The sequence below is a fragment of the Kitasatospora sp. NPDC001527 genome (genome assembly GCF_040298605.1).
Lineage (GTDB): Bacteria > Actinomycetota > Actinomycetes > Streptomycetales > Streptomycetaceae > Kitasatospora.
The window spans coordinates 1-14451 of the sequence record NZ_JBEPAM010000012.1 but is presented as its reverse complement, the minus strand read 5'-3'; the positions used below and the strand labels follow the sequence as shown (position 1 = coordinate 14451).

Here is a 14451-nt window from a genome sequence, read left to right as displayed (position 1 = left end):
GGTCAGCTCCGGTCCGGGCCGGGGGTGCCGTTGGTGGTTCCACCCAGCGCCCCGGCGAGGGCGAGGCCCTCGTCGCGCAGCGCGGTGAGCGAGCCGATCCGGCGCTTGGCGCGGTCCCGGGCGGCGCCGAGGTCGGCGGCGGCGGTGGCCAGGTTGCGCCGGTGCTCGCCGAGCCGCCGCTCCAGCCGGAGCCGCTCGTCGGCGATCGCCTGGTCGAGCGCGAGAGCGAGCCGGTCGGTCAACTCGTCGACGTGGCTGGTGATCTGGGCGGGGATCTCGGTACTCAGCTCGGTGATCACCCGGTTGAGGTGGCGGGTGGCGTCGCCGCGTACCCGGCCGAGTTCGGCGCGCTGGCGACGGCGGCGGGTGAGCACGGCGAGCATCGCGTAGCTGGCGACGGCGGGCAGCATCACACTGCTGGTGACCAGGGCGACCACGGTGCCGAAGGTGGCGGCGGTGCCGATCGACGGGATGATGTTCTCGATCACGCCCAGGGCGCCGCCGTCCCGGTGGGTGGAGCGCACCATCTCCGGCAGCGCGGCGCCGCGTTCGGCGCGGATGACGGCGCCGTCCTCGACCACGGCGAGCTCCGCGCCGGGGCCCGCGCCGTCCGGCCGCCCGGCGTCCAGCACCGCGGCGCACTCGTGCCGCACCCGCTCCTCCAGCACGGCCAGGCCGCGCCGGGCGGCGTTGTCCAGCTGGAGCCAGAGCGCCTCCACCTGGGCCTCCAGGTCGGCCGGGAACTCCTGGGCGAGCGCGGCCGGTTCGGAGGTGGCGATCTTCGCCTCGGCGAGCTGGCGGACGTCGTTGATGCTGCGCCGGAAGCCGAGCTGGAGGGTGTTCTTGAGGTCACGGGCGCCGGTCGTCAGCACGCGCCGCCACTGGGCGCTCTCCGGCTGGAGCAGGCGCAGCGCCTCCTCGGCGCGCTCGACCTCGGCCGCCAGGGTCGGGTCCTGCTGGAGCGAGCGCAGGCGCAGCTCCTGCTCGGCGAGCGGGGCGGCGAGCGCGGCGAGGGCGACGTGCACCACGTTGGCCAGCCGCAGCTCGGCGGCGCGGGCGGCGATCCGGCGGCGCAGCAGCGCGTCCAGCGGTTCGAAGCCGCTCTCCTCCAGGAGCTCGGCGGCGTCCTGGAGTTCACCCGATCCGGCGGCGTCGGCGGCGTCCCGGCGGGCCCGGTTGCTGACCGGGAACCAGGGGGCGTCGGCGTGCCGGGGGGCGTGCCGGGCGAGCAGTTCGCGGTTGCGTTCGAGGACGGCGGGCCAGGCGTCGTGGCTGTCGGTCTTGGTGAGCACGAACACCGTCTCGGCGGTGCGTTCGGTCGCCCGGGCGAGGAAGTCCAGCTCGGAGCGGGTGAGTTCGCTGGAACCGTCGACCACGAAGACCAGCGCGTCGGCGTTCTCCAGGGCGGCCAGGGCGAGTCGGGCGTGGCCGCTGACCAGGCCGCCGACGCCGGGGGTGTCGACGAGCTCCAGGCCGGCGGCGAGCAGCGGGACGGGCAGTTCGACCTCCACGTGGTGGACGTCGAGGCGGTGCGGCCGGCCGGTGGCCGGGTCGACGGCCGCGTACTCGGCGATCCGCTCCAGCGGGATCGTCTCCGGGCGCGGGTCGGCGCCGGCGGAGGCGGGGGTGGCGGTGCCGGGGTTGGCGGTGCCGGGAGCGGCGGGCAGCAGGTAGGCGTCGGCGCGCGGGCGTTCGCCGTGCCGGACGACGACGTGCACGCCGGTGGCGACGTCGGCGTCGACCGGGAGGAGGTCCCAGACGCCGACCAGGCTGTTGATGGTGGAGCTCTTGCCGCGTTTCTTCTCGCCGACGACGACGAGGGAGGCGGCGCCGTCGGCGGCCCGGGCGGCCTCCGCGCGCAGGCGCCGGGCGCCTTCGGCGGTGGCGCCGTCGGCCGACTCGGCCGTCCCGGCCGCCGCTTCGGGGCTGCCGGGGGTGCCGGGGGCCTCCGCCGGGGCTTCGGCGGCGGCGGTGCGGGCGGCGCGTTCGAGGAGGTCGGCGGTGCGGGCCGCGTAGTCCAGGACGCGGGCGTGGGAGGGGGTTTCGGGGCGGGGCGCGGTCATGAGGGTTCTCCCGTGTCGGAGGCGGTCCGGTCGCCGGGGTCGGTGGAGGGGCTCTTCGGCGGGTGCCCGGGCGCGGCGCCCGTCGGCGGGGCGGGTTCGTCGTCGAATTCGCCGAACATGCCGGTGAAGTCGGCCTGTTGGGGGTCGACGGCGCGGGTGCGCCAGCGCGGCCGCTCGGCGGGCCCCGGCCGGAGTGGGGCGGCCCCCGGGGCAGCCGCCCCGGGCGCGCCGGTGCCGGGCGCACCGGTGCGGAACGTGTCCTGCGCGGGCGGCGTGCCCAGGCCGTCGTACGGGTCGCGGCCCGGCCCCTGGCCGAACCGGGGACCGTCGCCCGGGTGCTTCGGGGCGGGCTCCTGCCGTTCGGGGGCGTTCCCACCGGCTTCCTGCTGCGCGGGATCCTCCGACCAGAAGGCGTCGGCCACCTCCCTCCGCAGCTTCCCCAGGCCCTTGCCCAGCCCCTCCCCCAGTCCGCGTGCGGCCCTCCCCCACGCGGACGGGCCGGTCCTCGCCCCGGGCCTCGGTCCCGGCTTCGTACCGGGCTGCGCGGCCCCGGACCGCGCACCGGGCTTCCCACCGGACTTCCCACCGGGCGTCCCACCGGGCTTCGGTCCGGGGCCCGGCTCGGGCCCCTGTCCCGGCACCGTCCCGGGCCGCGGGGGCGCGGGCGGCGGCGGGGGCGGTGGTGGCGGAGGGGGCAGCAGCAGCTCGTAGCCGTGGCAGTCCGTACTGGTCAGATGGGTGATCCGGCCCGTTTCCGCGTCGGAGCGCCGCCGCCAGCCGGTGACCAGGACGCACCGGTCGCGCCCGGCCGCGGCCGCCGTCCAGAGGCCGGGCGCGACCGCCTCGGGCAGCAGGTGGCTCCCCTGCGGATGGACGGGCCGCCAGGCCGGCGGCAGCGGCTCCGGGCCCGCCGCCCCCACGGCCTGCTCCGGTGTCCGCTCCGGCCATGGGGCGGCCACCGGCCGGGTGGTCAGCGGTTCGGCTTCCACCCGGTCCACCGCCTCCCAGGTCGGCGCGATCCACTCGGCGTAGACCGGTCCGGCCCAGTCGGCCAGGTGCTCGGCCAGCTCGGCGAGTTCGGGGATCCGCCCGCCGCCGTCCAGCGACGCGGGCCGGTACCAGCCCACGAAGCCGTACAGCGCGCGGCCGAACCGGTCGTGCACCATCTCCCGGCTGATCAGGCCCAGTTCGCAGGCGGCCCCGACCAGCACGCCGCCCTCGTCGCGGTGCAGCAGGAAGCGCGGTCCGTGCTCCAGCCGGTTCCCGCCGGCGACGGCGGCGCGCACCGCGTCCCCGGCCGGCCCCTGCCGGGCGACCCCGGCGGGCAGCGCCCGCCACCACTGGTCGACCTGCAGGGTGCGGCCGTAGACGACCGCCGACCAGCCGCCGGGGGCCGCACCGTCCGTCCCGGGCCCGGACCGCGGCCCGTGGTTCGTCGTACTCGTCATGGCATTCGTCCGTCCCTCGGTTCCTCGGCCGGTCACTCGGTCAGTCCTGTCGGTCCTGTCCGTCCCGTCAGTCCGTCAGCAGCTGGCCGTCGCTGTAGATGACGACCCCGCGCAGCTCCTCGTCCAGCTCCCGGCAGCGGTCCTGGGCCCGCTCCAGGTCGGCCGAGGTCGCCGAGCTGCTGGCGAGCAGCCGGTCGATCTCCTGGCGGGCGCTGTTCTTCTGCGCGCCCTTGAACAGCCCGCCGAACAGCCCCTGGCTGAGCGCGGCCAGTTCGCCGCGCGAGGAGTCGAGGCTCTCGGCGAGCCGGTCCATCTCCTGCCGGTTCCGCACGATGCCCTCGCTGAGGTAGTGGCGGAGGCTGAAGATGATCGGCAGGTGGAGGTTCTTCGGGGCGATCCGGCTGGCGTCCACGGTGGTCTGGTCCGCCGCGCCGAAGTAGCCGAGCTGGACGGCGCAGAGCGCCACCGTGACGCCCTCGGCGTCGTCGCCGGCCAGGACCGGCACCAGCTTGGGGAAGTTGCGCCCCGCCAGCTGGAGCGCCTCGGCCGGCCGCAGGCCGGTGCGCTCGGCCAGCAGGTCCGCCTTGGTGAACAGGACGGTCACCCCGGGGACCGGGTCGCCGTCCGCCAGGCGCCGGCTGAAGACCCGGGAGATCGCCCGGCTGAACCGGGAGATCTCCATCGGGTCGTCGTCCCGGTCGAGGTTGCCGGGCGCGCCGTGGTTGATCCACTCCGCCACGTGCTCGGAGTCCAGCGCCAGGACGATGCTGTCGGACCGCATCAGCCTGTCCTCCAGCAGTGCGACGTCCTCGGCGTCGGCACGGCGGTCCAGGGCGGCGTTGCCGCGGAAGTCGACGCAGTCGATCGTCATCAGGTCGCGCATGCCCCGGCGGAACACGAACTCGTAGGAGATCGGCTTGTCCGAGGTGGCCTTGGGCATCGCGCCGGTGCGGCGCAGCCGGGCCCAGTCCGCGGCGAGGTCGAGGTCGAGGTCGGGGTCGGTGGTGTAGAGGTAGTAGCCCTGCACGCCCATGGAGAGGCGGTTGTACATGCCGTGCAGGTAGGCGGTCTTGCCGGAGCCGCTGGCTCCGAGCATGGTCAGGGTGAGGGTGGGGACGGTCATCGCGCGCTGTCCTTCGTCTCGTCGGGGCCGTCGGTGACGGTGGCCGGGGTACGGGCGGGGCAGGGGTCGGTGGTACGGGCGGGGCGGTGGGCCGACGTGACGCGGCCGGCGGCCGGTCAGAACGAGAGGACGTCCTCCAGCAGCTCGCCGAGCCGGTCGGCCGGCTCCACCAGCGGTTCCAGGCGGGCCAGTTCGGCGGCCGCCCGGGCGCGGTCGCGGTCACGGATGGAGGCCCAGGACGGCTCGTCCTCCCACCAGCTGCTGATCCGGTCCCACAGCGTGTCGCGCTGGTCGGCGAGCCGGGCGGAGGCCATCAGGCTGTCGATCGAGGCGGACAGCTCCATGGCCCGGCCGATGATGCCGAACCGGAGCGTCCACAGCACCGGCAGCGCGACGCCGTCCGGCTCCGGCCCGCAGACCAGCGGGATGAACGCCCCCTGGATGTGCCGGGTCTCCTGGACGGCCTCGATCAGCGGCAGGAACGGGCCGACGAAGCGCTCGTCCGCGTCGGGGGCGTCGAGGTCGACCAGGTCGGTCTTGGTGAGGGCGATCACCAGCGGGGTCACGCTCTCCTCCCGGTCGGCGACGGCCTGGTGGACGCGGACGACGAGCCGGCGCACGTCCTCCTCCGCCTCGGGGTCGGTGTCCAGGCTCAGGGCGTCGACGAACAGCACGATGCCGTCCGCCGCGACCAGGTCGTCGTGCAGCCGGGCGGCCTGCGGGCTGGAGCGGCGGTGTTCGGTGAGCGCGCCGCCGCGGTGGTCGCTCCAGCGGAACGGGAAGATCTCCTCGCCCTCGTGGCAGAGCACGAACTCGTAGCGGTGGGGCCGGTCGCTGGCGCGGGGGTAGCGCCCGCGCAGGATGGCGCGGGCGTCGGCCAGCAGCGAGCTGTGGGCGTCGCGGTCGGCGGTGCGCAGGGTCATGCCCTCGACGCCGTCGCACATGGCGGCGTACATCAGGGAGAGGTAGCTGGTCTTCCCGGCCGCGCTGTGGCCGAGCATCACGATGTCCATGCGGTTTCCTCGCGGTTCTCGCGGGTCCTCGGGCGGGCGGTCCGTCGCGGGGCAGGGCGGGGCGCGGCACGGCGGTGCCGCGGTCGGCGCCGGGACGGTGGCGCGGTGGGGTGAAGATCTCGTGGTGTCGTGCGGGTGTCGCGGTGTTCCGGCCCGGACGGCCCGGGCCGGCGGGCTCAGAACCAGAGCCCGGGGTCGACCTCGTCGGGGTAGTGGGTGACGGTCCAGCGACCGGGGCCGGCCACCGGCCCGCCGCCCTCCCCGTCACCGGCGGTCCCGGTGTCGGCCGGGGCCGGACGGGCGGGCGGATCGGTGAGCGCCCCGAGGGCCACGGCGGCCTTCGGGTCGGCGGCGATGTCGGGCGACCGGCCCAGCCAGGCGGCCACCAGATCGGCCAGCGGCGGCGTACTGCTGGCCGCCCCGCAGAGCACGACGGTCCCGAGGTCGGCCGGGGTCAGACCGGCCCTGGCGACGGTCCGCTCCAGCAGACCGACCGAGGCGGTGAGCGCGGGGGTGACGGCCGCCCGGTACTCGCCGCCCTGGACCACGAACCGGTCCGGGTAGCCCGGCACCGCGAGGTAGACCGTGCCGGTGGCGGACAGGGACTCCTTGGCCATGGTCAACTCGCGCGCCAGCTGAGCTCGTTGGTGGGCCGCGGCGGGTGCCGGGTCGGCCCAGAGCCGCTGCCAGGGCTCGGGGTCGAGGTCCAGTGCCCGCTCGCGGAGCAGTTCGAACAGGGCCTGGTCGAGGTCGCGGCCGCCAAAGTCCGGATCCCCCGCCACCGCGACGGCCCGGAAGTCGTCGCCCTCCCGGCGCAGCACGGCGGTGTCCACGGTGCCGCCGCCGAGGTCGTAGACGGCGATCGGCCGCTCTCCCTCCCCGCCCCCGTCCGCCTCGGCGTCCGCCGCGTGGAAGCGGGCGGCGGCCACCGGCTCCGGCAGCAGCTCCGGCGCCTCCAGCCCGGCCCGGCCGGCCGCCTCGACCAGCCTGCCAAGATCACCCGGCGACCAGTCGGCGGGGTGGGTGAGCACGGTACGCCCCGGCCGGGTCCCGCCGTGCCGCGCCCGCACCTCCTCCAGCACGCGGGCGAGCACGGCGGCGGCCAGCTCGACCGTGTCCACCTCGCGGTCGTCCAGCAGCACGGCCGACTGCCGGAGCAGCGCCCGTTTGGGGTGCTGCTCGGCGCGTTCCGGCCACTGGGCGGCGAGGTGGACGGCGGCCCGGCCGGTGAGCAGCCGGCCGTCGTCGTCCAGGCAGACCAGGGACGGCAGGTACCGGCTGTTCTCGATCTCGACCGCCGCCACCGCGCCGGACCCGGCGCCGGCCTGCTCTGCGCGCACGGCCGCGGTGGTGAAGCAGGTACCGAAGTCGATCGCCAACGACCAGTCAGACACGTTTCCTCGCAAGGAAGTTGCGGCGGAGCACGGCGCACGGGCGGAGCCGGAGGAAGGGCCTCCGACACTCCCGCGCAGGATGGTAGGGCCCCGGGGGGAACTGTGGAGAAAATCAGCACATCTTGTAACAATGGCATGTTCATTACTGGATGGCCGCACCCCGGGACCCGTCCCGGGCGGCACCCCGCCCCCCGGCCCGGGGTGCCTCGACCAGTCTCGGCGCGACGCCCGGCCAAGACACCGTCAGGTGACCGAATCCGCACGCCTTCCCACCGACCCGCCCAGCCGGACGGCCCGCCCTCCCACGGCACGGCCTCCCGCAACCGGACCGACGAGCGGACCGACGAGCGGAATTCCCGCCCGGACGCACCCACCCGGCCGCCGAAATCCCCTCGACAAGTCACGCCTATCACGTCACAGGAAACACCTCTTTGACGCGATCCGGAATTCGATCCGACAATGGATCCACTATTCCCGAAAACCCGGAAAAGGGGCGGCGCCGAGCATGAGCACCATGGACGACCCGGTGGGGTACGTGCTCGCCCGGACCTCCCCGCGCCGCACCGCACGCGCCCAGCCGGGGCCGGTGCCGAATGATCCGCACCTCGTCGAATACGGCGAGAACGCCCCCGCGCACACCGCCGATCACACCGTCGAATTCCTCCGCGGGAATTCCCTCGCCGACGTGCTCGATTCGACGGCGGTGCCGGTCCCCACACCCCCCGCGGCCTGAGGGGACGAGCAGCAGATGCCCCCGTCCCGCACCGCCCGCTGGCTCCCGGCGGCCGCCGCCGTCGCCGTCGCCGCCTGGGGCGCCAACCAGTTCACCGCGCTGGCCACCGTGTACCGGGCGCGCACCGACTGGTCGGCGCTGTCGCTGGCCGCGATGTTCTCGGTCTACCTGGTCGGCCTGGTGCCCGGCCTGCTGCTGGGAGGCCCCGCCGCCGACCGGTACGGCCGGCGGCGTACGGTGCGCGGCGCCCTGGGCCTGTCCGCCGCCGCCAGCGTCCTGCTGGCGCTGCCGGACGAGCCGTCCGTGTACGCCGCCCGCCTGGCCACCGGCTTCGCCGCCGGGCTGGTCTTCCTGGCCGGGACCACCTGGCTGCGCGAGCTCTCCGGGCCCGCCGTCCCGCCCGAGCAGGCCGCCCGCCGGGCGATGTACGCCACCGGCACCGGCTTCGCGGCGGGCGCGCTGGCCTCCGGGGTGATCGCCGAGTGGCTGCCCGGCCCGACGGTGCTGCCCGCGCTCGCCCACGCGCTGGGCTGCCTGCTGGTCCTGCGGGCCACCCGCGCCCTCCCGGAGACCACCCGCGGCCATCACGGCCCGCCACCGCACCGCACGGCGGCCGTCCGCCACCCCCGGTTCCGCTACGTCGTCCTGCCCGCCAGCCCGGCCGTGCTCGGCGCCGCCACGGTGGCGTACGTGGTGCTGCCCCCACTGGTCGCCGACCGGGTGCCCGGCTACGCGCCGCTGTTCAGCGGCCTGGTCGCGGCGCTGACCCTGGCCACGGGCGTGGTCGCACAGCCCTTCGCCGCCCGGCTGGACGACGCGGGAAGCGCCCGGGCCACCCTCACCGCGATGGCCACCGTGATCGCCGGGCTGCTGCTCGGCTCCCTCGCCGCCGCCCGCGACTCGGTGGGCCTGGTGCTGGCCGCCGCCCTCGTCCTCGGCACGGGGTACGGGCTGACGCTCGGCGCCGGGCTGCACGAGGTCGAGCGGCTGACCCCGCGGTCCTCCGGGCCGACCTCCGCCTCCCTCTACCAGAGCACCACCTCCAGCGGCTTCCTCACCCCACTGCTGCTCGCCGGTACCGCCGGCCACGCCTCGTACCCGGCGCTGCTGGCGGGCATGGCGGCCGTCGGCCTGCTCTGCCTGGCGGTCACCGCCGCCCACAGCCGCCGCCACCTGCCCGCCGGCGTGCCCCCGGACGCCCGGACGCGCGAGGATGCATCCGTAGCCTCCGCACCGGCCGCACCTACCGGGCCGACCGAACCGAGGAGCCGACGACCGTGGGCCGAGTGACCGCACCCCGCAGAGCGCCTCGCCCGGACTCGCCCCGGCGCCGTCCCGGCCCCTCGCCGGAGCGCGGTTCCGCCACCCCCTCCTCCCGCGGCCCGCGCGGCCGCGTCGAGGCCACCGCCGGAGCCGAGTAGATGCTCTTCCGCCAGCTTGAGTACCTCGTCGCGCTCGCCCGGGAGCGCCACTTCGCGCGCGCCGCCCAGGCCTGCCACGTCTCCCAGCCCGCCCTCTCCGAGGCCCTGCGCAAGCTGGAGGACGAGCTCAAGGTGCTGCTGGTGCGGCGCGGCCGCGCCTACGAGGGCCTGACCCCCGAGGGCGAGCGGATCGTGCTCCGGGCACAGCGCATCCTCGCCGACCGGGATGCCCTGCGCGACGAGGTGGACGCGCTGCGCACCGGCCTGGGCGGACGGCTGCGGATCGGCTCGGTGCCGACCGCCTCGGGCGCCGTCCCGCTGCTCACCGCACCGTTCTGCGCCGCCCACCCGCTGGCCGCCGTGGAGCTCTCCACCGACCTGCGCGCCGAGGACCTCCTGCGCCAGGTGCGGAACTTCGAGATCGACGCGGGCATCACCTACCTGCCCGGGCCGGGCGCCGACGGCCTGCGCGCGCTGCCGCTCTACGAGGAGCGGTACGTCCTGCTGACCGGCCCGGCCGAGGACCTGGCCCGGCACCCGCGGGCGACCTGGGAGGAGGCCGCCCGGCTGCCGCTGTGCCTGCTCCACCCGGGCATGCAGGGCCGCCGGGTGCTGGACGAGGTGTTCACGCGCCTCGGGCTGGAGCCGGCGCCCCGGATCGAGACCGACTCGGTCGCCTCGCTGTTCGCCCACGTCCGCACCGGCCAGTGGGCGGGCATCGTGCCGTACGCCTGGCTGCACGTGTTCGGCGTGCCGCGCGGGATGCGGGCCGTCCCGCTGACGGAGCCGGCGCACAGCGCTCCCATCGGGCTGGTGACCGCCGCCAGGGAGCCCGGCTCGGTGATGGCCCGCGCGCTGCTGGAGGTCGCCCGGCGCACCGAGGTGGCCGCCGTCCTGGGCAGCCTGCCGGACACGTGAGCGCTCGACGCGCGGGCCCCGGGCCGCCGACGTAGCCTCGACCCAGCGCCGGGTGTCAGACCCCCCCTGCGACGGAAGGCGACCACCGTGACCACCTCCGACGACGCCGTCACTCCCCCGCAGCAGCCGCGGGAGCCGCAGGAGCGGAAGGAGGACGTCGGTCCCTCCCCAGCCGGCCCGCCCCAGGCCGGGCCGTACCACCACCCGGCCGCCGGCTGGGGCGCCGCCAAGAGCGTCACCCGCTTCCTGCTCCGCGAGGGCGCCTACCTGGACGGGCCGCGGGCGGTCATGCGGATGAACCACGAGAACACCGGCTTCGACTGCCCCGGCTGCGCCTGGCCCGACGACACCAAGGGCCTGCACCTGGACATCTGCGAGAACGGCATCAAGCACGTCACCTGGGAGATGACCCGCAAGCGCGTCGGCCGGGAGTTCTTCGCCGCCCACACGGTGACCGAGCTGTCCGGGTGGAGCGACTTCGCACTGGAGGACCAGGGCCGCCTCACCGAGCCGATGGTCTACGACCCGGCCACCGACCACTACGTCCCGATCAGCTGGAAGGACGCCTTCGAGCTGGTCGGCCACACCCTGCGCGGGCTGGACACCCCCCACCAGGCCGCGTTCTACACCTCCGGGCGGCTCGGCAACGAGGCGACCTTCCTCTACCAGCTGCTCGCCCGCGAGCTGGGCACCAACAACCTGCCCGACTGCTCCAACATGTGCCACGAGGCCAGCGGCCGGGCCCTGCAGGCCGCGCTCGGCACCGGGAAGGGCACGGTCGACCTCAAGGACTGGGAGGTCACCGACGCGCTGTTCATCCTGGGCGTCAACGCGGCCTCCAACGCGCCGCGGATGCTCACCTCGCTCGCCGAGGCGTACAAGCGCGGCGCGCAGATCGTGCACGTCAACCCGCTGGTCGAGGCGGCCGCGACGCGGACGATCATCCCGCACGACTTCACCGACATGGCGCTGAACCGGTCCACCCGCACCAGCACCCTGAACCTCCAGCCGCGGATCGGCGGCGACATGGCCCTGCTGCGCGGCATGGCGAAGGCGATCCTGGAACAGTCCGCGACCGACGAGCGGGCGCTGGACCGGCTGTTCATCGACCGCCACACCACCGGCTTCGAGGCCTACCGCGCCCTCTGCGAGTCCACACCCTGGGAGGAGATCGAGCGCCAGAGCGGGCTGGAGCGGGCCGACGTCCTCAAGGCCGCCCGGGTCTACCGGGAGGCCGACCGCTCGATCTTCAGCTGGTGCCTGGGCGTCACCCAGCACGAACACGGGGTGGACACCGTCCGCGAGATCGTCAACCTCCTGCTGCTGCGCGGCAACCTGGGCCGCGAGGGAGCCGGCCCCTCCCCGGTGCGCGGGCACAGCAACGTCCAGGGCAACCGCACCTGCGGCATCGACCACCGGCCCGCCGCCCGCTTCCTGGACCGGCTCGCCGAGGTCTGCGGCATCGAACCGCCGCGCGAGCACGGGCTGGACACCGTCGGCACGATCGAGGCGATGCGGCGCGGCGACATCAAGGTGTTCGTCGGCATGGGCGGCAACTTCGCCCTCGCCGCGCCCGACACCCCGTACACCTACCGCGCCCTGGAGTCCTGCGAGTTGACCGTCCAGGTGAGCACCAAGCTGAACCGCAGCCACCTGGTGCACGGCCGGCGCGCGCTGATCCTGCCGTGCCTGGGACGGACCGAGAAGGACCACCAGCGGGCCGGGGTGCAGTCCACCTCGGTCGAGGACTCGATGAGCATGGTGCACCTGTCGGTCGGCATGAAGCGCCCGGCCTCGCCGCACCTGCTCTCCGAACCCGCGATCGTCGCCGGGATGGCCCGCGCCGCGCTGCCGGACAGCCCCACGCCGTGGGAGTGGTACATCGAGGACTACGACCGGATCCGCGACACCATGGCCCGGGTCCTGGACGGCTTCGAGGACTTCAACCGCCGGGTACGGCTCCCGCTCGGCTTCCGGATCAAGCAGCCGGCCCGCGAGCTGGTCTTCGAGACCCCGTCCGGCAAGGCCGAGTTCTCCGCCGCCCCGCTGCCCGACGTCGTCCCCGAGCCGGACACCCTGGCGCTGGGTACGATGCGCTCGCACGACCAGTGGAACACCACCATCTACTCCGACAACGACCGCTACCGGGGCATCAGGAACCTGCGCACCCTGGTCTTCATGAACCGGGACGACATGCGCCGGCGCGGCCTGGCCGAGTTCGACCGGGTCGACATCACCAGCACCGCCCGGGACGGCAGCACCCGCTCGGTGCACGGCTTCCTGGCCGTCCCCTACGACATCCCGCGCGGCTGCGCGGCCGGGTACATGCCGGAGCTGAACGTGCTGTGCGCGATCGGCGACTACAGCACCCAGAGCGACCAGCCGATCATGAAGCACCTGAAGGTCACGGTGACGAAGGCCGCGGCCTGACGCGCGGCCGACTGCTCGACTCGGAGCGACCCACGCCCCGTCCCCCTTGCCGGCCTTCGACCCGTCCGGGACCGTCCCCGCGCGTGCGGGGAGCAGAGTTCGTGAGCTGCCGGTTTATGCAGCGGTGGGGCCGGATTCTGCAACTTGTTGGGATTCGGGCATTTCGGGCCTTCAGGGTGCTTCGCATGGTGGGCGCGGGAGAACTCTATCCGGGGGCAGCCCGGCGTGGCCGAGCGTTCGACCGGGCTAACGTGGTCACCGCGATGTCGTCGGGCACAGGGGGGTGCCGTGAACGGGTACGTGGATCCGCCGGCCGAGCGGCAGCCGGCGGCGGCGGGGGCGACGACCGGGCGGCGGGCCACCCCCTGGACTTTCGGGACCGGCTGCGCCGCCGTGTTGGCGGCGACGTGGTCGCTGGGCACCGTGCTGGTCGTCGCGTGGCATCCGGGGACGCGGTGGGAAGTGCTCGCACCGTTCGCCGTCACCCTGGCGCTCGGGCTGCTCTGGCTGCTCGCCTCCCGGCTCGCCCCCGAGGCCGAACGCGCCGAGCCGGTCCCGCCCCAACCCCCGCCGTCGCGCGCCGATCTGCGCGAGGTCACCGCGAAGGCGGCCAGGCGCAGCAGGTGGTCGGTGCTGACCGGCTGGGCGATGGTGATGCCCGCGCTGTGGGTGGCCCCGGTCGTCTTCCTCACCGCGCACCAACCGCTCGAACGTCAACTGATCGACCGCCACTCGGCGTTGGTCGCGGCAGGCGCCCGCTGGACGGACTGTACGGTGGCGCTGTCCACCTACGAAGCCGCGGGCCGGCCACGTCCGTCCGGCAGCGCTCTCGCTGTGCACCCCGACGGGCACCCCGAGATGTCCCTCGCACTCACCAACGAGCGCGAGAAGCTGGGCGGCTATGCCGCCGGGGACACCCTCCGAGTCCTGCTCGACCTGGAGCACCCGGAGCTCGGCACCTTCCCCGAGCCGTACCTTCCCCTGGTCCACCCCGGCCGACCGGTCGCGACCGTCGGCTTCCTGGTCGTCGCCGGTGTCGTGCTGCTGATCTGGTCGTGCATCCTGATCCCGGTGCACGGCCGCCGCGCCCTGCTTCCCGTCAGATGGCTGCGGACCACGGACCGCTCCTCCGCAACCGAGCCCCCCGATGACACCGCCCCGCCGTCGGCATCCTGGAGGCGGGTGCGGGTCCACGGCACCGTCCTCTCCTGGAGCCTCCGGACGAACAGCGACGAGGACTCAGGAACCACCTGGCGGTCCGGCCTCCGACTCGACCCCGAGGCCACCGACTCCCCCGCTGGCCCGGAGCCGGCCCCGGCCGCCTTCCAGGAGTACGCCGACCGCTTCGCCGACACGGACGTCGCCGAGCGGACCGCCGTCCGGCTGGCCGGTGCCGCCGGCTGGCTCGGCATGCAGGCCGGGGACCGCGGCGACAGCCTGGCCGTCCTGGTCCTCGACGACGGCGAAACACACTGGGGCTCCGAGCACCGCGCCACCGGGACTTCCACCGTCCTCGCCGACGCACCCGCCGCCGCCGATCGACGCCTGCATCTCCCGTCGCCGGTACTGGTCTTCGAGTTGGGCCAGCGCGCCGGTCTCGGGGCCTTGGTCCTGTGGCCGATGTTCGTGATCTGGCTGAACACCACGAACGCCCTCCGCCGCCTGGACCCGGTGGCGGTGTTCGCGATCGAGGTGGTCGGCGCCGTCGCCTTCACCACCGCGATGTTCGGCGTCGGCACCCTGGTGGAGCGCCGGCGGCAGCGTCGGCCTGCCACGACGAAGGGCTGACCCTCCCCAGCGGCGTGCCTGGTCCGCGGAGATTGAACACCCCCAGCGCGATCAGCAGCGCCCTGGCGGTACTCCCACGGACCAGCGTTCCCGACAGCGACGGCCCGGCCAGGGCGTACG

Annotated in this window: 10 protein-coding genes; 5 read left to right on the top strand and 5 right to left on the bottom strand. The window is 75.0% G+C overall.

Annotated features, from left to right (window positions below; translation table 11 throughout):
• Window positions 1–2 precede the first annotated feature (2 nt).
• The 5 genes from ABT238_RS14980 to ABT238_RS14960 all read right to left on the bottom strand — a co-directional run bounded on the left by ABT238_RS14980 (window position 3) and on the right by ABT238_RS14960 (window position 7041).
• A complete protein-coding gene (locus ABT238_RS14980) occupies window positions 3–2063 on the bottom strand; it encodes a dynamin family protein (protein ID WP_350757719.1) in 2061 nt (686 codons plus the stop codon).
• Window positions 2060–3511, bottom strand: a complete 1452-nt coding sequence (locus ABT238_RS14975) for a hypothetical protein (protein ID WP_350757716.1) — start codon at window positions 3509–3511, stop codon at window positions 2060–2062. Before ABT238_RS14975 ends, ABT238_RS14980 begins: the two co-directional genes overlap by 4 nt.
• Before the next feature lie 67 nt (window positions 3512–3578).
• On the bottom strand, window positions 3579–4634 hold the full coding sequence (locus ABT238_RS14970; RefSeq protein WP_350568515.1) for a hypothetical protein: 1056 nt from the start codon (window positions 4632–4634) through the stop codon (window positions 3579–3581).
• A 116-nt stretch (window positions 4635–4750) separates the two neighbouring features.
• On the bottom strand, window positions 4751–5647 hold the full coding sequence (locus tag ABT238_RS14965) for a TRAFAC clade GTPase domain-containing protein (protein ID WP_350568516.1): 897 nt from the start codon (window positions 5645–5647) through the stop codon (window positions 4751–4753).
• A gap of 176 nt (window positions 5648–5823) precedes the next feature.
• On the bottom strand, window positions 5824–7041 hold the full coding sequence (locus tag ABT238_RS14960; protein WP_350568517.1) for an Hsp70 family protein: 1218 nt from the start codon (window positions 7039–7041) through the stop codon (window positions 5824–5826).
• Window positions 7042–7546: 505 nt separating this feature from the next.
• Here ABT238_RS14960 and ABT238_RS14955 point away from each other — a divergent pair.
• The 5 genes from ABT238_RS14955 (at window position 7547) to ABT238_RS14935 (ending at window position 14331) form a co-directional block, all read left to right on the top strand.
• Complete coding sequence (locus ABT238_RS14955) at window positions 7547–7774, top strand: hypothetical protein (protein WP_350757713.1); 228 nt, start codon at window positions 7547–7549, stop codon at window positions 7772–7774.
• Window positions 7775–7789: 15 nt separating this feature from the next.
• Window positions 7790–9064 (top strand): MFS transporter, encoded by a 1275-nt coding sequence (locus ABT238_RS14950; protein ID WP_350757710.1) that lies wholly within the window; start codon window positions 7790–7792, stop codon window positions 9062–9064.
• A gap of 131 nt (window positions 9065–9195) precedes the next feature.
• Window positions 9196–10113, top strand: coding sequence for a LysR family transcriptional regulator (locus ABT238_RS14945; RefSeq protein ID WP_350568520.1), 918 nt, complete (start codon window positions 9196–9198; stop codon window positions 10111–10113).
• An 87-nt stretch (window positions 10114–10200) separates the two neighbouring features.
• On the top strand, window positions 10201–12543 hold the full coding sequence (locus tag ABT238_RS14940) for an FdhF/YdeP family oxidoreductase (protein WP_350568522.1): 2343 nt from the start codon (window positions 10201–10203) through the stop codon (window positions 12541–12543).
• 288 nt (window positions 12544–12831) lie between these two features.
• Window positions 12832–14331, top strand: a complete 1500-nt coding sequence (locus ABT238_RS14935; protein ID WP_350757708.1) for a hypothetical protein — start codon at window positions 12832–12834, stop codon at window positions 14329–14331.
• Window positions 14332–14451: the final 120 nt, after the last annotated feature.

Excerpts from the sequence above, each read along its gene's own strand:
- ABT238_RS14955 (WP_350757713.1), top strand. The coding sequence starts at position 7,547 with ATGAGCACCATGGACGACCCGGTGGGGTACGTGCTCGCCCGGACCTCC.
- ABT238_RS14965 (WP_350568516.1), bottom strand. The coding sequence starts at position 5,647 with ATGGACATCGTGATGCTCGGCCACAGCGCGGCCGGGAAGACCAGCTAC.
- ABT238_RS14975 (WP_350757716.1), bottom strand. The coding sequence starts at position 3,511 with ATGACGAGTACGACGAACCACGGGCCGCGGTCCGGGCCCGGGACGGAC.
- ABT238_RS14950 (WP_350757710.1), top strand. The coding sequence starts at position 7,790 with ATGCCCCCGTCCCGCACCGCCCGCTGGCTCCCGGCGGCCGCCGCCGTC.
- ABT238_RS14945 (WP_350568520.1), top strand. The coding sequence starts at position 9,196 with ATGCTCTTCCGCCAGCTTGAGTACCTCGTCGCGCTCGCCCGGGAGCGC.
- ABT238_RS14980 (WP_350757719.1), bottom strand. The coding sequence starts at position 2,063 with ATGACCGCGCCCCGCCCCGAAACCCCCTCCCACGCCCGCGTCCTGGAC.
- ABT238_RS14970 (WP_350568515.1), bottom strand. The coding sequence starts at position 4,634 with ATGACCGTCCCCACCCTCACCCTGACCATGCTCGGAGCCAGCGGCTCC.